Below are 17,246 nucleotides of genomic sequence, written 5' to 3'. Positions count from 1 at the left end.
CATGAGCGAGTCCTTTTATGACCGCCTGGACGAAGAGCTTCGCGAGATCGAGGCCGGCGGGATGTACAAGCGCGAGCGCATCATCACCACGCCGCAGGATTCCGACATCGAGGTGGCGGGGCGAGGCAATGTCCTGAATTTCTGCGCCAATAACTATCTGGGGCTGGCGGACGACGAGCGCCTGATCGACGCGGCGAAACGGGCCATCGACGATCACGGCTACGGCATGGCCAGCGTGCGCTTCATCTGCGGCACGCAGGATTTGCACAGGGAGCTGGAAAAACGGCTGGCGCAATGGCTGGGTTTTGACGACGCCATCCTCTACGCCGCCGCGTTCGACGCCAATGGCGGCCTGTTCGAGCCGCTGCTGGGGCCGGAAGACGCGATTATCTCGGACTCGCTGAACCATGCCTCGATTATTGACGGGGTGCGGCTGTGCAAGGCCAAGCGGTTCCGCTACGCCAATTCCGACATGGACGATCTGCGCGCCAAGCTGAACGAGGCGCGCGAGGCCGGGGCGCGGGACATCATCATCGCCACGGACGGCGTGTTCTCCATGGACGGCTATATCGCCAAGCTGGACCAGATCCGCGCGCTGGCCGACGATTTCGGCGCGCTGGTGATGGTCGATGACTGCCACAGCCACGGCTTCATGGGCGAGAAGGGGCGAGGGACGCCTTCTCATTGCGGCGTGAAGGCCGACATCGTGACCGGCACGCTGGGCAAGGCGCTGGGCGGGGCGATGGGCGGATTCACCTGCGCAAGCCAGCAGGTGGTGGACATGCTGCGCCAGCGCTCGCGGCCCTATCTGTTCTCCAACTCGCTGGCGCCGGGGATTGTGGGGGCGAGCCTGACGGCGCTGGATATCGTGGAAGAGGGCGACGACCTGCGCGCGCGCCTGTTCGACAACGCCAAACGCTTCCGCGCCGGCATGACCGAGGCCGGGTTCGACCTGCTGCCGGGCGAGCACCCGATTATTCCGGTGATGCTGGGCGATGCCGCGCTGAGTCAGAAAATGGCCGACAAGCTGATGGACGAGCATGTCTATGTGATCGGCTTCTTCTATCCGGTCGTGCCGAAGGGACAGGCGCGCATCCGCACACAGATGTCGGCCGCGCACACGTCCGAACAGATTGACCAGGCCGTGGCCGCCTTCACCAAAGTCGGCAAGGAGCTGGGCGTCATCTGACAAAAGCTGTCTTCGGGGGAGGGATAATGAAGCTGGTTCTCTGGGCTGTCGCGGCAGGGCTGATGCTCACCGGCGGAGCGGCCGCGCAAACCTATGGCGAAACCGCGCGCATTGTCCGGGACGAATGGGGCGTGCCGTTCGTCTATGGGGAGACGGACGCGGACGCGGCCTTCGCGCTGGCCTATGCCGAGGCCGAGGACGATTTTTCGACCATGCAGGACGTCCTGCTGATGACGCGCGCCGAGATGGGGACGGTGCACGGGCGCGAAGGCGCGCAGATCGACTTCATGGCGCATTTCCTCAATGTCCGCGAGAAGGCGGCGCGCGGGTATGCCAGCGAGATTTCAGATGAGACGCAGGCGTTGGTCGACGGCTACGCGGCCGGGCTGAACGCCTATGCCGAAGCGCACCCGGACGAGGTGATCCGGCGCGGCCTGTTTCCGGCGACGGGGGAGGATATTGTCGCCGGATTCATCCTGCGTTCGCCCTTCTTTTTCGGGCTGGACCGGGCGGTGGGGCCGATCTTTGACGGCGAGAAGCCGGCGCGGTTCGAACCGCTGGAGGCGGGCGGGTCCAACGGGTTCGCCATTGCGCCGTCCCGTTCCGCCGATGGCGCGACGCGTCTGATCGCCAATTCCCACCAGCCCTGGGAAGGCCCGGTGGCGTGGTATGAGGCGCGCATGGCGAGCGGCGAGGGGATGTGTTTCGCCGGGGCGCTGTTCCCGGGTTCGCCCGTGATTCTGCTGGGGCATAACCGCAATCTGGGCTGGACCAACACGGTCAACCGGCCGGACCTGGTTGATATCTATGAGCTGGAGCTGGACCGGTCCGGCAAGCGCTATCGCTATGACGGCGAATGGCGGGAGCTGGAGCGAGAGCGGGTCTGGTTGCGCGTGAAGTTCGGGCCGGTGGCGGTGCCCATCCCGAAAACCATCAAGCGGTCGATCCACGGCCCCGTGATCGAGAACGATCATGGCGCCTATGCGGTGCGCTACGCCACGCAGGACGAAACGCGTCATGTTCAGCAATATTACGAGCTGACCAAGGCGGGCGACTGGACCGAATGGCTGGACGTGATGCGGATGCAGGCCATCCCTGCGACCAATTTCATCTATGCCGACCGGGATGGAAATATCGCCATGCTCTATAACGCCCAGTTCCCGGACCGGGCGGAGGGCTATGACTGGCGGGACGTTCTTCCCGGCGATGAGGCGGCGGCGCTCTGGGACGGGCCGGTGGATTTTGCGCAAATTCCGCTGCTGGCCAATCCGGCGTCGGGTTATGTGGTCAATTCCAACAACACGCCGTTCGTCGCCACCCGCGTGGCGTACAATCTGGACCGCGCGGATTATCCAGAGCGGCTGGGCATCGAAAAGCGCATGACCAACCGGATCATGCGGGCTGTGAAGCTGCTGGACGCCGATGACAGCATCACGCGGGCGGAGCTTGAGACGATCAAGTATGACCGCGGCTATGAGCCGGACTCGCCGGAAGGGCTGGAGTTCCAGAAAGTCATCGCGGCGGGCGAGACCGCGGCGGACCTGAAGGCGGCAACGGAGACCTTGAAGAACTGGGACTGGTCTCTGGACGGCGAGGGCATGTCGGACGCTCTGGCCGTGCTGATCATGGGGCCGCTCATGGTCTCGACTTATTTCGGCGAGGAGCCGCCGGATTACGAAACACTGCTGCGGGACTCCGCGGAGTTTCTGGAAAAGCATCACGGGCGGCTGGATCCGCCGCTGGGCGACGTGCTGCGGCTGAAGCGCGGCGAGGCGGATTTCCCGCTGACGGGCGGGCCTGACGCCCTGCGCGCCATCGGCTGGTCGGATCGCGAAGACGGGAAGCTGATCGCCGATGTTGGCGATTCCTTCGTGATGTTCGTGGAATGGGATGAGGCGGGGAATGTCGCCTCGCAAACCGCGCAACCGTTCGGGGCCGCCATATCCCGGCCCGACTCGCCGCACTACAATGATCAGGCCGAACTGTTCGCGAACATGGAATTGAAGCCGGTCCATCTGGACAGGCTCTGCGGAATGGATATGTCCGGGGTCACGCCCATTCTGGAGCGGAACCAAGCGCCCAGACGCTGAGTTCGTACGCCTGACGCACCAATTCTAATCCCTTCAAGTCGGAAGGGTCACGAGGTCGATTATGAAAGCCCTGGTCAAGGAAAAGCCGGAAACCGGCATCTGGCTGCATGATGACGAGCCGAAGCCGGAAATCGGGCCGGATGACGTTCTGATCCGTATCCAGAAAACCGCGATCTGCGGCACGGACGTTCATATCTATAACTGGGACGACTGGGCGGCGAATACGATCCCCACCCCGATGATCGTCGGCCATGAATATGGCGGCGTGATCGAAGCGGTCGGTGAGGACGTAACCCGCGTGAAGCCGGGGCAGCGCGTTTCCGGCGAGGGTCATATCGTCGGCAATCGCAGCCGCGCGGCGCGGGCCGGGCGCTTTCACCTCGACCCTGAAACCAAAGGCGTCGGCGTGAACATGCCCGGCGCTTTCGCCGAATATATGAAATTGCCGGCGTTCAATGTGGTGCCGCTGCCCGATGCGGTTCCGACTGAAATCGCGGCGATCCTGGATCCGCTGGGCAATGCGGTTCACACGGCGCTGTCCTTCGACCTGGTGGGCGAGGACGTGCTGATCACCGGGGCCGGCCCCATCGGCATCATGGCGGCGGCCGTGGCGCGGCACGTCGGCGCGAGGCATATCGTGATCACCGACCTGAACGATTACCGGCTGGAGCTGGCCAAGACCGTGGTTCCGAGCGTGGTGACCGTGAACGCCGGCGAACAAGGCGCATTGAAGCAAACCGTTTCCGATCTCGGCATGACCGAAGGCTTCGATATCGGCATGGAAATGTCGGGCGCGGGGCCGGCCTTCGACCAGATGCTGGACAATATGATCATGGGCGGAAAGATCGCGTTCCTGGGTCTGCCGGCCAAACCGCTGACCACCGATTATTCCAAGATCATCCTGAAGGCGCTGACCATCAAGGGGGTCTATGGCCGCCGCATGTTCGAGACCTGGTACAAGATGCTGGCCATGCTGGAATCGGGCCTCGACGTCTCGAAGATTATCACTCACCGCTACAAGGTGGACGATTACCAGACGGCGTTTGACGCCATGGTGTCCGGCCAGAGCGGCAAGGTGATTATCGACTGGGAATAGGGCGCGCTAGCTGCGCGTCATGCGCGTGACATTGCCGGCGCAGGAAATCCGGCTGCCGGTGCAGGCGCGGCGATCCTCATCGAAATATTCCGGCGGCGCCGCGACAAAGCGGCCCTCCTTGATGTCTATGACCATTTTCATGTCCTTGAACGCCGAAGCGCCAAGGATCAGCGTCGGTTCGTCCTTTCGCCCCAGCGCGGCGAAGGCGGGCGATTCCAGCACATAGACGGGGACGTTTTTCCATACGACCGAGCCGAGTTTCAGGCGTTCGATCCGCACGACCTCCGGCCGGTCGGCATTTTCGTCGAAGCCGGTAATCTCGATCGGTTCAAGCCGCCCCTTGGCCTTCAGGACTCTCTCATAGGCCTCGTTCATCACGAGGAAAGGGACGCCGGTATCGATCAGGGCCGCGCCGGAAACGCGGTCCAGCTCCACCGGCGCAAGCCAGACAGAGAGGTTGTTGGGCGAGGGCTGAAGGTCCAGCCAGGCCGATTCAAAATTGGGCTCGGGCGCAGTTTCCGCCGTATGGAAACGAAAGGCGTGGTCGCGGAAATCGATCTCCACGATGGCCGCGTCGTCCGGCAGCAGGGCGCTGAGGCCCAGCAAGCCGTCGGCTTCGGCCGGGTAAGGCAGGGCCTCCCTGAGAATGGCGGCGTCGCTGGCTGTCCGGCGTATCGGCCCGGCATCGATATCAACCGAGGCGACGCCGGCGTCTTCTACCTGAGTGAGGCCGATGATGCGGCGGGAACTGGTTGAGGTCTCAAGCCGGGCGCGCGCGGCGAAGGCCGGCTCCAGGGCCGTTACTTCCGCGCCGGTGTCCAGCACGAAAGCGCCCTCCTGCCCGGCGACGCGGGCATGGGCCAGATAGAGACCGTCCGTCGTGGGGGTGAGAGGGAGTTCGCCGGTTCGCTGGGCCAGCGAAAGTCCCGCGCCGGCCAGAAACAGGGCCAGACAGAGCGTTCCGCCCCGACAGACCCGTGTAATCGACCATTGGTGTTTCATATGACCTGAAATTTACCGCCGGTTGTGTGAAGGCGGCAAGCAGGAGGGGGCCAGATGACACAAGTTTAATGCGCGGCCCGGGCGCAATATGACGCAATTCAGGCTCTCGATTCATGGCGCGCAGCCTCTATAGTCATTGCAAAAACAGGCTTTGGGAGGAGCTGAAATGGCCAACGCGCCGCAATTCGAAACCGTCGAGCAGGCGATCCGCTACATGGTGGAGAACGATCCCGCCTGGGCGGTGACTCAGGAAGAGATACGCGGCGTGAAACACCGCGCCTTTGCGGAACTGTCGGCCAATCTGGGCGAGGTGTTTGCGTTCGGCGCCATGCATGGCGACGCGCCGTTTCTGGTCTATGAGGACCAGCGGCTATCCTTTGCCGAAACCTATGCGCTGTCCTGCCGTCTGGCCAATGCGCTGGTCGCGAAGATGGGCGTGAAGCCGGGCGATCGCGTGGCTATCGCCATGCGCAACTATCCCGAATTCATTCTGGCCTACCAGGCGATCATTCTGGCGGGCGCCGTCGCCACGCCGCTGAATGCCTGGTGGACGACGCGCGAGCTGCAATACGCGTTCGAGGATTCCGGCGCGAAGCTGGTGATCGGGGACAAGCGGCGGCTGGACCGGATCACGCCGTTTGCAGGCGATCTGGGCGTGAAAATCATTTCTGTCCGGGGCGATCACGAGGCCGGCGAGGCAACGCTGGACGCTTTGATCGAGGGCGAGGCGGAAACCGCGCCGCCGCAGACCGGGGTGGGCCGGGATGATCCGGCGACGCTGATGTATACGTCCGGCTCCACGGGATATCCGAAGGGAGTTCTGTCTTCCCATCGCGGTGTCATGACGACGCTTAAAAGCTGGCTGCTGATCCTGGCGGGCGGGCTGGCCGTCCCCGACCCGCGATATCCGGCCGTGCCCGAGGGCAAGCAGATGGGGGTGCTGCTGGCGCTGCCGCTGTTCCATGTCACGGCGACGCACAGCCTGTACCTGATGTCCCTGTTTGTCGGGCGGAAGATTGTGATGATCCGCAAATGGGACGTGGAGGAAACCCTGCGTCTGATCGAGGCGGAGGAGATCACGCATTTTGTCGGCGTGCCGACGATGACCGCGGAGCTGGCGCAGGCCTGTTCGGAAACCGACCGGAACATGGCCAGCCTGATCGATATCAGTTCCGGCGGCGCGAAACGGCCGCCCGAGCATGTGGCCCGGCAGCGCAAGCTGACGCCAAACGCCGCCGCGGCGTCGGGATATGGCCTGACCGAGACCAACGCGATCGGCGCGATCATCAACCGGGCCGATTACGAGGCGCGTCCCGACGCGGCCGGCAAGGTTGTGCCGCCGGTTACGGAGGTGAAGATCGCGGGGGAAGACGGCAAGGCGCTTCCGGTGGGCGAGATCGGGGAGATCTGCATCCGCTCGCCCGCCAATATGATCGAGTACTGGAACCGCCCGGAGGACACGAAGGCGGTGTTCGATGAGGAAGGCTATCTGAGAAGCGGCGATCTGGGCCGGCTTGACGAGGACGGCTTCCTGTACGTGCAGGGACGCGTGAAGGACATGATCCTGCGCGGCGGCGAGAACATTGCCGCGCTGGAGGTGGAGGAGGCGTTCTACGAACATCCCGGCGTGGCGGAGATCGCGGTAATCGGGTTGCCGGACGAGCGGCTGGGCGAGGCCGTGGGCGCGGTTGTCTATCTCCATGAAGGCGAAGCGGCGGATGAGGACGCCTTGAGGGCCTTTGCCGCAGAGCGGTTGGCCGGCTTCAAGATTCCGGAACGGTTCTGGTTCCGCGACGAACCCCTGCCGCGCGGCGGGACGGCGAAAATCGACAAGCTGACCGTGAAGAAGCTCTATGCCGGGTCCGAATAGACAAGTAATGAGATTTTAAGCCAAATCTGGTGTTCTGGCCCGGAAATAAGGGCCAGGAACATGAAAAATTACCTTGTCAGCGTGATGACGGCTGTTTGCGCGGCCGCATCGCCCGCCGCGGCCGATACGGTCTTTGACAGCGGCAAGCTTCTGGCCACGGGCGGCGTGAGCCAGATCGAGGGCGCGGGCGGGGCCGGGCTTTCCACATGGTCGGTTATCACGGGCTATGGCTCGCGCAACGGCGTCGGGGCCAATGCGCATTACAGCTATCTGGACCTGCCGGATTTCACGTTCGAGACTGTGGGCTTTGCCGCGGGCCTGTTCGACCGCGTGGAGCTCAGCTATGCGCGCCAGTATTTCGATACGGGCGAGACCGGCGTCGTGCTGGGACTGGGCGAGGGGTTTGAATTCGGTCAGGACGTTTTCGGCGCCAAGGTGCGGCTGTTCGGGGACGCGGTCTATGACCAGGACCGCTGGTATCCGCAGGTGGCCGCCGGCATCCAGTACAAGGACGCCGAACAGGAAGCCGTTCTGGCGGCCGTTGGCGCGGACGACGATTCCGGGGTGGATTACTATCTGTCCGCCACGAAGCTCTATCTGCGGCACAGCCTGCTTCTGAGCGGGACCGTGCGCGCCACCCAGGCCAACCAGTTCGGCCTGCTGGGCTTTGACGAGGATTATTCCGCGCAGTTCGACGGATCGGCCGTGATGCTGCTGTCCCGGCGCTGGGCCGTGGGCGCGGACTATCGGACCAAGCCGGACAACCTGGCTTTCGCGGACGAAGAGGACGCCGCGGCGGCCTATCTGGTCTTCTTCCCGAACAAGGGCGTGTCTCTGACGCTGGCCGGCGTCGATCTGGGCGAGGTGGCCAATCAGGGCGGTCAGGCCGGCGTGTATTTTTCTCTGCAAGTGGGGTTTTAGGATGATGAGACCGGTGATGACGGCGCTCGCCGCGTTGCTGCTGGCCGCCGGCGCGGCGCAGGCGGCGGATGCGACTCTGTATGAAGACCTTGGCGGGGCGGACGCGGTGGAGCGCATTGCGCATGGCGCGATTGACCGTTCGGTCGCTGATCCGCGCATCGGCCATACCTTCGAAAATTCCAATGTCGACCGGGTCAAGCGCCTGCTGACCGAACAGATTTGCGATCTGACGGGCGGGCCTTGCGAATATTCCGGGCAGACGATGGAGGCCTCGCACAAGGGGCTGGCGCTGGATACGGCGGATTTCAACGCGCTGGTCGAGAACCTTCAGGACGCGATGGACGAAGAGGGCGTGGGGTTCCGCACCCAGAACCGCCTGCTGGCGATTCTGGCGCCGATGCACCGGGACGTGGTGACCGAGTAGAAGGACTTTCAGGACCGCCGTGTCACAGGATATGCCGCAACCCCTGAAACAGACGCGCCTGCTGACGACGATTCGCAGCCGGCTGGTTCTGGGCTGTCTGGCGATGTGCCTGCTGGTGGCCGCGGTGGGCGCTTACGCCGTGATGTCGATTACACGGGCCGGGGCGGTGGTCGAGGAAACCTATGACCGTCCCATGATGGCGATCAATTTTGCCCGGGCCGCGAGCCTGTCCTTCTCCCGCGCGGACGCCGCGCTGTTGCGGCAGGGCGTGTATGAGGGCGCCGACGGCGCCGACTTTTCCGAATTTGAAGAGCGCATGGACGATTTCCTGAGCGATCTGGAGATTGTCGAGGAACGCGCGCTGACTGCCCGCTCGCGGGAGATGACGCATGAGGTGCGCCTGCAGGCGCAGGAATGGGGTGCGGCGGTCATGGCGTCCGGCGGCGAGGCCTTGCCGGAGCGGACGCTTCAGGCGCAGGCGGACCAGATTGTCGAAACGCTCGATATCATCGTCGAACTACAGGCCAATGCCGCCTATCTGTCGCGGGAGAGCGCGGTGGCGGCGGTGGATAGAAGCCAGCGGCTGAACACAGCGGCGGCGCTGGCCGCGATTGCCGTGTCGATCCTGATTATTGCATTGCTGACTCGCTCCATCGTGCGGCCCCTGGATGCGGCCTCCGGCGCGGCGAACCGGATCGCCGATGGTGATTTCGAGGCGGAAATCCCGGCCGGGGGACAGGATGAGACCGGGGCTCTGCTGCGCTCCATGTCGGTCATGCAGGACAATATCCGGGAGATGATGGCCCGGGAAAAAGCCCTGCGGACAACCGCGCAGATCCGCCTGATCGACGCGCTTCAGAACGCGCATGAGGCGATCGTTCTGGTCGATGCGGACCAGCGGATTATTCATGCCAATGTGAAGGTGAAGGACTTTTTCCCCGACCTTCGCGAGGAAAATATTCACGGAGCCTTCTATCCTGAACTTTTCCGGCAGGACGGATCGCCGGTTTCCGTGTCGCGCGACACGCTGTTTTCCGAAGAGGCTCACGCTGGAGAAATGCGTTTGCCGGACGGGCGCTGGTTGAGGATGGACCGGAGCGCCACCAGCGAAGGCGGGGCACTGATCACCTGGGCCGATATCAGCGACGCCAAGCAGCGCGAGTCGGACTATCTGGACGCCAGGGACCGGGCCGAAATGGCCAGCCGGGCGAAAACAGACTTCATGACGGCGATGACGCACGAATTGCGCACCCCGCTGAACGCCGTCATCGGGTTTGCCGGTATTCTAAAAGGCCATGGCGCGGCCAACGCGGAGCAGCAAAAGAGCTATGCGACCCTGATCCACGAAAGCGGGATGAACCTGCTGACGATTATCGAGAATATTCTGGAAGTGTCCGGCGCGCAGGAATCAGAACTCTGGCCCGAAACCTTGCCTGTCAGCGAGCTTGTTGAAGAGGCCGTCGCACTGCACGAGACGCAGATTGCCGCCAAGTCCATCCGGCTTTCCGTCTCCGGCGGAGAAGGGGTCTGCGCGCACGCCGATCCGAACGCGGTCAAGCGCGCGGCCGGAGAGATCATATCCAACGCCGTGAAGTTCACCGATGAGGGCGGGGCGGTGTCAGCCGAGATATCCGCTCTGCCCCGCGGCGTGGAAATACGCATACGCGACACGGGCATCGGTATGAGCGCCGACAAGATCCCGATGGCGCTGGAGCCTTTCCGGCAGCTGGAATCAGGCGTTACGCGCCACTATGAGGGCTGCGGCCTTGGGCTGGCGGTGGCCAACCAGCTGATCGAAAGGTCAGGCGGAAAGCTGCGCGTGGAGTCGGAGCCGGGCGCGGGGACATGCGTGACGATCTGGTTGCCGCCGGCAAAAGCCCTAAATCCCGATGCTGCGGTAGCGTGAGAGTGAAGATGCGCCTGATTTCATGTGTCGCGGCTGTGGCCGCTTTTCCCGTTTTTACAGCAGCGCAGCCCGCCACGGTGTTGCCGGGTGAATCGGCCGGGCAGGGCGAGGCCACGGTGACGGTGTCCCAGCGGGGACGGGCTTTCGACCCCGAGGAAACGACGCTCACAGAAGGGGGAACGCTGACCATCGTCAATGATGATCAGTTCCTGCATCATGCCTATGTGGAATCTGACGCGTTGAGCTTCGATTCCGGGTCACAGCCGATCGGATCGCGAACCGATATCGTTTTCGATCAACCGGGCGAATATGTCGTCCGCTGTGACATCCACCCCAAGATGCGCCTGAAGGTGACCGTCCTTCCGGACTGATCACCTTCAGCGTCTGCGCTCAAACCCCTAGAAAATTCCCAGGAATTTTTTCCGCTTTTCACCGCCATTATCGGTTTCCGGCGCGGCCGAGGTTTCCGGCCTGGCTTTCTTCGGCTTGTCCTCGCCGAGCTTGTAGTCCTTGAAGCGTTCGCGCAGATCGGTCTTCAGAACTTTGCCTGTGGCGCCGAGCGGCAGTTCCTCGACGAATTCGACCGCGTCCGGCACCCACCACTTGGCGCATTTTTCCGCGATGTAATCCTGTATCTGCTGCTCTGTGGGAGAACACCCCTCTTTCGGCACAACGACCAGTAGCGGGCGCTCCTGCCACTTTGGATGGGGCAGGCCGATGGCGGCGGCCTGCGCCACGTCGGGATGGCCCATAGCGGCGTTTTCCAGATCAATGGAGGAAATCCATTCGCCGCCGGTCTTGATCACGTCCTTGGCGCGGTCGGTAATGGTCATGTAGCCATCATCGTCCAGGTGCGCGATGTCGCCGGTGTCGAACCATCCGTCATCGGTGAACTGATCGTCGCTGTCGCGCTTGAAATACTGGCTGGCGATCCACGGCCCGCGCACCTGAAGGTGGCCGGACGATTTGCCGTCGCGCGGCAGAATCTTGCCGTCTTCGGAAACCACGCGCAGCTCCACGCCATAAACGCCCAGACCTTGTTTCAGCTTGATCTTGACCTTCTCGTCCTGCGGCAGCCCGTCATGATTGGGTTTCAGCGTGCCGATCGTGCCGATGGGCGACATTTCCGTCATGCCCCAGCCCTGCTGCATGGTGACGCCATAGCCTTCCTCATAGGCGCGCAGCAGCGCCTCGGGCAGGGCGGAGCCGCCGGACAAGATTTTTTCGACCTTGTCGAGGCGTTTTTCGTTCTTGCGCAGATAGTCCAGCACGCCGAGCCAGACGGTGGGCACGCCCACCATGTAGGTGACGTCCTCGCCGTCGATCAGCTCGTACAGGCTGGCGCCGTCCAGTTGCGCGCCCGGCATGACCAGTTTCGCGCCCGCCATCGGCGCGCCATAGGGCAGACCCCAGGCGGAGACGTGGAACATCGGAACCACGGCCAGGATCGAGGCTTCGGCGCCGCCGCCGATCACGTCCGGCGCGATGGAGCTCATCGCGTGCAGGACGGTGGAGCGATGGGAATAGAGAACGCCCTTGGGATCGCCCGTGGTGCCGGACGTGTAGCAGAGGCAGGCGGCGGCGTGTTCGTCGAAGACCGGCCAGTCGAACTCATCGGGCTCGTCGGCGATCAGTTCCTCATAGGTGAGGATTTCGGTCTTCATTTCGGGCTTGTGTTCGGCGCCCGCCATCAGCACCCATTTTTCAACGCCGGGGCAGTGCTGCGCGATCCCGTCAACGATCGGGGCGAATGTGGTGTCGAAGAAGACGATCTTGTCTTCGGCGTGATTGATGATCCAGGCGATCTGCTCGGGCTTCAGGCGCGGATTTATCGTGTGGATCACGCTCTCGATGCCGGACACCGCATAATAGAGTTCGAAATGCCGGTGCGTGTTCCACGCGATCGTGCCCACGCGCTCGCCCGGCGCCACGCCGAGCTTTGTCAGGGCGTGGGCTGCCTGCTGAGAGCGTTTCCAGGCGTCGCGATAGCCATAACGGTGGATTTCACCCGACTCCGGCAGGCGGGTGACAATTTCCCGGCCCCCGTGATTAAGCGCGGCGTGTCTCAGAATTCCGCTGATCATCAGCGGGGCGTCCATCATTAATCCGCGCATCATGGCGGCTCCTCCCAAACAGGCTTTTCCTTTAGTTGAGCCGAGTTAAGCGGGCGTGGCGCGGCCTGACAAGCGCTCGTGAAGCGCAATCCGGCTTGAATTATAGGTAATTCGCAGTTTTTACCTGTCCCGCCGTCCAGAAGGTGATTTTGAAATGAGTTTGACGAATACGATCCGCGGTCTCTTTAAATCCCCCATGGATTCCACGCCGCCCGGCTTTGACGATGTTTGCGCCGCCGAGGAGCGCGTGCGCCCGCTGGCCCGCGTGACGCCCTTCCTGCGTTTCGAGGCGCTGGACGAAGCCGCGGGCGCGACTGTCTTCGTGAAATGCGAGAACGTGCAGCGCACGGGATCCTTCAAGATTCGCGGCGCGACCAACCGTATTGCGCGGCTGGGCACCGAAGAGCGCATGCGCGGGGTGGTGGCGTTTTCCTCCGGCAATCATGCGCAAGGCGTTGCGGCGGCGGCGAAGGCGTTCGGCGCGCCGGCGACCATCGTGATGCCGGAAGACAGCCCGAAAGTGAAAATGGAGGGCGTCCGCCGCCTGGGCGGCGAAATCGTCACCTATGACCGGGAAACTGAAAGCCGGGAGGAAATTTCCGCGCGGATAGCGGCGGAAACCGGCGCGACACTGGTGCCGTCCTTCGATGATCCGGACGTGATTTCAGGGCAGGGCACGGCGGGGCTGGAAATCGCCCGGCAGGCGCAGGCGGCGGGCGGGCCGCTGGACGCGCTGATCGTTTGCGCGGGCGGCGGCGGGCTGACGGCCGGCATCGCGCTGGCCATGGAGGGCCTGAGCCCGTCCACGAAAATCTACACGGCGGAGCCCGAAGGCTTCGACGATCATATGAAATCGTTCGACGCCGGAAAGATTGTCGGGAATGAGCGGCGCGGCGGATCGATCTGTGATGCGTTGCTGTCGCCAGCGCCGGGGGAGATCACGTTCGCGATCAACAAGGAGCGGGTCGCCGGCGGCTTCGCCGTCAGCGATGACGAGGCGCTGGACGCCATGGCGTTCGCCTTCCGCCGCATGAAGCTGGTGGTCGAGCCCGGCGGCGCGGCGGCGCTGGCGGCGCTGTTGTCGCGCAAGCCGTTCGCGCGGCGCAGCCGCGTCGGCGTGGTGCTGACCGGCGGCAATGTCGATTCGGATATTTACCAGCGGGCGCTGGCCCGGCTTTAGGTCGGAGACAGGCTGGCTTTCGGGATCGAGCCCTTATTGAGATCTTCGGTGATCGTCACGGGCGCGGTATTGCCGTTCTGGCGCGCGCGATAGACCTGCAAGTTCTCGATCACGCGCTGGATATAGTTCCGCGTTTCGCCGAACGGCACCAGCTCCACCCAGTCGACCGGATCGATGGCGCCGGCCCGGGGATCGCCATAGGTCGCGATCCAGCGGCGCCCGCGTGACGCGCCCGCGTTATAGCCCGCCATCGACACGATGTAGGAGCCGTTGAAATCGCCCACCAGCTGTTTGAGGTGTGAGCTGCCCAGCTCCGCATTGTAATCGGGATCGTCCAACAGCCAGGAATAACGATAGGGCCGCCCCAGGGATCGCGCCGTGGATTGCGCGGTTGTGGGCAATAGCTGCATCAGCCCGTGCGCGTTGGCGTGACTGACGGCGCGCGGATCGAACTCGGTTTCCTGACGCGAAATGGCGAGCGCCAGCGCCGGTTCGACATATTGCGGGCCTTCCGGCGGGGTGAAGGCCAGCGGATAGGCGCGCTCCATCACGGGGATGTGCCGGTTGCGGGCCGATTTCGCCACGCGCAGGGCGGGGCGCATCATGCCGTAATCCTTGGCCATGTCGGACAGCAGCGCGAATTGCGCCGCGTCCTGCATCGTGTCCTCGATGTGATAGGCGAACACGGTGAACCACCAGTCCTCGCCCAGCTCGCCCAGCATCCGGGCGGCCTGCACCAGCTCGCGGGATTCGAAGGCGTCGATATCGGCCTGGGTGATTTCAGGATCCGCCGGAATGACAATCATCGCGGGTTCGCCGGTCAGGCTTTCCAGCCGTTCGGCGGCCAGCAGGCCGTAATAGGTGGTGATGTGTTCGGCGGCCTGTGTGTAATAGGTCTGCGCGGCCTCCGTGTCGCCCGCGGCCTGTGCGGCGCGGCCCTGCCAGTATTGTCCCCGCGAGAGCGATACCGGGGTCGAGACGATTTCCGTGATGATCTTGAAGTGCTCGCCTGCAGCCTCAGGCATGTCGAGGAAGCGCAGCGCGACCCAGCCGGCGAGGAATTCCGCCTCTGACCGGTCGCCGGCGTCTTCCAGATCGGTTGCTTTGGTGAGGTCGTAGGCGGCGCGATAGTCCTTCAGCTCGAGCGCCTCGCGCGCCATCAGGTGGCGCATGTTCCACAGCTCGCCCCGGCCGGTTTCCACCGACGGATTTTCGGTAATGGCGCGGAGATTGGCGATGGCGCCGGTATCGTCGCCGCGGCGGCGCGCCGCGCGGGCGCGCTGGTGCAGGATGCCGGGGTCGCCGGCCATGCTGGACGGGACATTGGCGGCCGACAACGTGCCTTCGGTCAGGCCGAGACGCGCCTGGGCGACCGCTTTTTTCTCCGCCGACAGATAGGGGATGACATCCCGCGCGGCGGTGCGCTGATCCGCCCAGAGCAGGAAATCCACGCGCGACCAGTGATCGTCCGCCGACAGGCGCTGCGCGTGTTCGTTCAGAATGCGGCGCTGTGTTTCCAGTTTCAGCGTCTGGCCGCGCCAGGCTTTCTTCAGCTCCAGTTCCGCGTCGTCCGGCAGATTCAGGTCGAACAGCGCGAACGCGTAGATGGCGTGACCTTCGCCGGTGATCGGCGGGTTTTCGGAAAAATAGGCGGCGATTTCGGACGGCGGGATATAGGCGCTGTTCTTGTCGCTGAGCGCATATTCGGCGTCCCGCTTCATCGCGTTGGTGTTCGGCCAGCCGTCCAGCTGTTCAATATGGTTCGCCAGATCGCGGAAGCTGGTCTGTTCGTCCGAGGTCGCGATGCGCCAGAGCAGAAGCTTGCGGGCGACCGGGTCGTTGATCGAGGGAATCGCCGCGCGCACCGCGCCCCAGTCGCCGTCGCGGGAAGCCTCGAACGCGGCCTCCAGCCGGTTGAATTCCTGTGGCGGCAGGGTCTGTGTGAAAGGCGCAGGTTCGGGCTTGGGCCGGGGAACCGGAACGCTCTGGGCCAGCGCCGGGCCGGCGATCAGGCCCGTTGTCGCGGCCAGCATGAGCATGCGCCCTTTCGCGCCAAGGGCGGCCCGCTTAAGGTCCGCCGCGAAAGTCAGATCTGCGCCCGAAGGAAGGTTCATGTTCACTGGATCCCTGACTGCTTTGATAACGCCCTTCAAGAACAACGCGGTCGATGAGGCCGCGTTGCAAGGTTTGGTGCAATGGCAGCTCGACGAAGGCACGGACGGCCTGGTGCCGTGCGGCACCACCGGCGAGTCGCCGACTCTGTCGGCGGACGAGCAACGCCGGGTCATCGAATTGACCGTGGAAGCCGCGGCGGGCCGCGCGCCGGTCATCGCCGGCGCCGGGTCTAACGATACGTCAAAAGGCATCGCGCTCTCCCGGCAAGCGGAAGCGGCGGGCGCGGACGGCCTGCTGATTGTCACGCCCTATTACAACAAGCCCAACCAGGAGGGGCTGTATCGCCATTTCGAGGCCATTCATGATGCGGTCTCCCTGCCGATACTTATCTACAATATCCCGGGCCGTTCTGTAATCGACATGTCAGTGAAAACGATGTCAGCGCTTTCCAGGCTGGAACGGATCGTCGGGGTCAAAGACGCCACAGGCGACATGGCGCGGGCGCGCGATCAGCGCGAAGCCTGCGGCGAGGATTTCACCTTGCTGTCCGGTGACGATTCGACCGCGGTCGAGTTCGCGGCGAATGGCGGCGACGGCGCGATCTCCGTCACGTCCAATGTCGCGCCGGGCCTGTGCGCGCAGATCTGGGACGCCGCGGCGGCCGGTGAACTGGCCGAAGCGCGCAGCATCGATTCCGGTCTGGCTGAGCTTCATAAGGCGCTGTTCCTTGATCCCAGCCCCGGACCCGCCAAATACGCGCTCTCCCTGCTGGGCCGGTCGGGCGTGGATGTGCGCCTGCCGATCACGGAGCCGGGCGAGGCCGCAAAGGACGCGGTGCGCGCGGCGATGAGCCGCGCAGGATTGCTGGACGGATAGGACGCATGGGCAAGACGATCGCCAAGAACCGCCGCGCGCGGTTCGACTACGAGATCGAGGACGAGATCGAGGCCGGACTGGCGCTGACCGGGTCCGAGGTGAAATCGCTGCGCGAAGGCAAGGCGAATATTGCCGAATCCTATGCCAGCGACGAGGGCGGCGAGATATTCCTGATCAATTCCTATATTCCCGAGTACGCCGCCGCGAACCGGCACAATCATGAGCCCAAGCGGCACCGCAAACTGCTTCTCCACGCACGCGAGGTGGCCCGGCTATCGGCCGCCACCCAGCGCGAGGGCATGACGCTGGTCCCGCTGACGCTGTATTTCAACGATCGCGGCATCGCCAAGCTGAAGCTGGGGCTGGCGAAGGGCAAGAAGACCATCGACAAGCGCCAGACGGTCAAGAAGCGGGACTGGGAACGCCAGAAAGCCCGCATCCTGCGCGAACATAACTGACGCGC

The 17,246-nt window shown here is 63.8% G+C and carries 14 protein-coding genes; 11 read left to right on the top strand and 3 right to left on the bottom strand.

All coding sequences use genetic code 11. The features are described from left to right. Position 1 precedes the first annotated feature (1 nt). From L338_RS09285 to tdh, 3 genes are all read left to right on the top strand, one after another. Entirely contained in the window at positions 2 to 1,189 is a 1,188-nt protein-coding gene (locus tag L338_RS09285) for a glycine C-acetyltransferase (protein ID WP_022698101.1), read from the top strand. A gap of 26 nt (positions 1,190 to 1,215) precedes the next feature. Continuing rightward, on the top strand, positions 1,216 to 3,279 hold the full coding sequence (locus L338_RS09280; RefSeq protein WP_022698100.1) for a penicillin acylase family protein: 2,064 nt from the start codon (positions 1,216 to 1,218) through the stop codon (positions 3,277 to 3,279). A gap of 61 nt (positions 3,280 to 3,340) precedes the next feature. Continuing rightward, on the top strand, positions 3,341 to 4,375 hold the full coding sequence (gene tdh, locus L338_RS09275; RefSeq protein WP_022698099.1) for an L-threonine 3-dehydrogenase: 1,035 nt from the start codon (positions 3,341 to 3,343) through the stop codon (positions 4,373 to 4,375). Positions 4,376 to 4,381: 6 nt separating this feature from the next. On the opposite strand, the gene L338_RS09270 is transcribed toward tdh, so the two are convergent. Continuing rightward, positions 4,382 to 5,377 carry an aspartyl protease family protein gene (locus tag L338_RS09270; protein WP_022698098.1) on the bottom strand — a complete coding sequence of 332 codons (996 nt, stop codon included), beginning with the start codon at positions 5,375 to 5,377 and terminating at the stop codon, positions 4,382 to 4,384. A 166-nt stretch (positions 5,378 to 5,543) separates the two neighbouring features. Here L338_RS09270 and L338_RS09265 point away from each other — a divergent pair, with 166 nt between their 5' ends. From L338_RS09265 to L338_RS09245, 5 genes are read left to right on the top strand one after another with little or no spacing between them, the layout of a single operon-like run. Further along, entirely contained in the window at positions 5,544 to 7,247 is a 1,704-nt protein-coding gene (locus L338_RS09265; RefSeq protein ID WP_022698097.1) for a class I adenylate-forming enzyme family protein, read from the top strand. 60 nt (positions 7,248 to 7,307) lie between these two features. Next, positions 7,308 to 8,168: a DUF3034 family protein gene (locus L338_RS09260; protein ID WP_022698096.1), complete on the top strand. Its 861-nt coding sequence runs from the start codon at positions 7,308 to 7,310 to the stop codon at positions 8,166 to 8,168. Between the two features lie 16 nt (positions 8,169 to 8,184). Next, entirely contained in the window at positions 8,185 to 8,592 is a 408-nt protein-coding gene (locus L338_RS09255) for a group I truncated hemoglobin (protein ID WP_241762250.1), read from the top strand. 19 nt (positions 8,593 to 8,611) lie between these two features. Then, on the top strand, positions 8,612 to 10,498 hold the full coding sequence (locus L338_RS09250; RefSeq protein ID WP_152485864.1) for a sensor histidine kinase: 1,887 nt from the start codon (positions 8,612 to 8,614) through the stop codon (positions 10,496 to 10,498). After that, on the top strand, positions 10,438 to 10,869 hold the full coding sequence (locus tag L338_RS09245) for a cupredoxin domain-containing protein (RefSeq protein ID WP_081639551.1): 432 nt from the start codon (positions 10,438 to 10,440) through the stop codon (positions 10,867 to 10,869). Before L338_RS09250 ends, L338_RS09245 begins: the two co-directional genes overlap by 61 nt. Before the next feature lie 27 nt (positions 10,870 to 10,896). On the opposite strand, the gene L338_RS09240 is transcribed toward L338_RS09245, so the two are convergent. Next, positions 10,897 to 12,615 carry a long-chain-fatty-acid--CoA ligase gene (locus L338_RS09240; RefSeq protein WP_022698092.1) on the bottom strand — a complete coding sequence of 573 codons (1,719 nt, stop codon included), beginning with the start codon at positions 12,613 to 12,615 and terminating at the stop codon, positions 10,897 to 10,899. A gap of 151 nt (positions 12,616 to 12,766) precedes the next feature. Between L338_RS09240 and L338_RS09235 the strand changes: the two genes are divergently transcribed. Beyond that, positions 12,767 to 13,792 carry a threonine ammonia-lyase gene (locus L338_RS09235; RefSeq protein WP_241762249.1) on the top strand — a complete coding sequence of 342 codons (1,026 nt, stop codon included), beginning with the start codon at positions 12,767 to 12,769 and terminating at the stop codon, positions 13,790 to 13,792. Here the strand turns inward: L338_RS09235 and L338_RS09230 are convergent. After that, the gene (locus L338_RS09230; protein WP_022698090.1) at positions 13,789 to 15,906 is read right to left on the bottom strand and encodes a lytic transglycosylase domain-containing protein; all 2,118 of its coding nucleotides are present in this window, start codon (positions 15,904 to 15,906) and stop codon (positions 13,789 to 13,791) included. The two genes, L338_RS09235 and L338_RS09230, sit on opposite strands and share 4 nt — an antisense overlap. Here L338_RS09230 and dapA point away from each other — a divergent pair. Together dapA and smpB are read left to right on the top strand one after the other, a co-directional pair. Then, complete coding sequence (gene dapA / locus L338_RS09225) at positions 15,905 to 16,783, top strand: 4-hydroxy-tetrahydrodipicolinate synthase (protein WP_022698089.1); 879 nt, start codon at positions 15,905 to 15,907, stop codon at positions 16,781 to 16,783. The genes L338_RS09230 and dapA overlap by 2 nt on opposite strands. Before the next feature lie 5 nt (positions 16,784 to 16,788). Further along, positions 16,789 to 17,241 carry an SsrA-binding protein SmpB gene (gene smpB, locus L338_RS09220; protein WP_022698088.1) on the top strand — a complete coding sequence of 151 codons (453 nt, stop codon included), beginning with the start codon at positions 16,789 to 16,791 and terminating at the stop codon, positions 17,239 to 17,241. Positions 17,242 to 17,246 lie beyond the last annotated feature (5 nt).

It is taken from the genome of Euryhalocaulis caribicus, assembly GCF_000412185.1.
Taxonomy (GTDB): Bacteria; Pseudomonadota; Alphaproteobacteria; order Caulobacterales; family Maricaulaceae; genus Euryhalocaulis; species Euryhalocaulis caribicus.
This window is presented reverse-complemented; position numbering and strand designations above follow the sequence as displayed.

What these genes read in the sequence shown, in the direction of transcription:
- L338_RS09260 (WP_022698096.1), top strand. Translation starts at nt 7,308, where the DNA reads ATGAAAAATTACCTTGTCAGCGTGATGACGGCTGTTTGCGCGGCCGCA.
- L338_RS09270 (WP_022698098.1), bottom strand. Translation starts at nt 5,377, where the DNA reads ATGAAACACCAATGGTCGATTACACGGGTCTGTCGGGGCGGAACGCTC.
- L338_RS09285 (WP_022698101.1), top strand. Translation starts at nt 2, where the DNA reads ATGAGCGAGTCCTTTTATGACCGCCTGGACGAAGAGCTTCGCGAGATC.
- tdh (WP_022698099.1), top strand. Translation starts at nt 3,341, where the DNA reads ATGAAAGCCCTGGTCAAGGAAAAGCCGGAAACCGGCATCTGGCTGCAT.
- dapA (WP_022698089.1), top strand. Translation starts at nt 15,905, where the DNA reads ATGTTCACTGGATCCCTGACTGCTTTGATAACGCCCTTCAAGAACAAC.
- smpB (WP_022698088.1), top strand. Translation starts at nt 16,789, where the DNA reads ATGGGCAAGACGATCGCCAAGAACCGCCGCGCGCGGTTCGACTACGAG.
- L338_RS09235 (WP_241762249.1), top strand. Translation starts at nt 12,767, where the DNA reads ATGAGTTTGACGAATACGATCCGCGGTCTCTTTAAATCCCCCATGGAT.
- L338_RS09245 (WP_081639551.1), top strand. Translation starts at nt 10,438, where the DNA reads ATGCGTGACGATCTGGTTGCCGCCGGCAAAAGCCCTAAATCCCGATGC.
- L338_RS09265 (WP_022698097.1), top strand. Translation starts at nt 5,544, where the DNA reads ATGGCCAACGCGCCGCAATTCGAAACCGTCGAGCAGGCGATCCGCTAC.
- L338_RS09240 (WP_022698092.1), bottom strand. Translation starts at nt 12,615, where the DNA reads ATGATGCGCGGATTAATGATGGACGCCCCGCTGATGATCAGCGGAATT.
- L338_RS09230 (WP_022698090.1), bottom strand. Translation starts at nt 15,906, where the DNA reads ATGAACCTTCCTTCGGGCGCAGATCTGACTTTCGCGGCGGACCTTAAG.
- L338_RS09280 (WP_022698100.1), top strand. Translation starts at nt 1,216, where the DNA reads ATGAAGCTGGTTCTCTGGGCTGTCGCGGCAGGGCTGATGCTCACCGGC.
- L338_RS09255 (WP_241762250.1), top strand. Translation starts at nt 8,185, where the DNA reads ATGACGGCGCTCGCCGCGTTGCTGCTGGCCGCCGGCGCGGCGCAGGCG.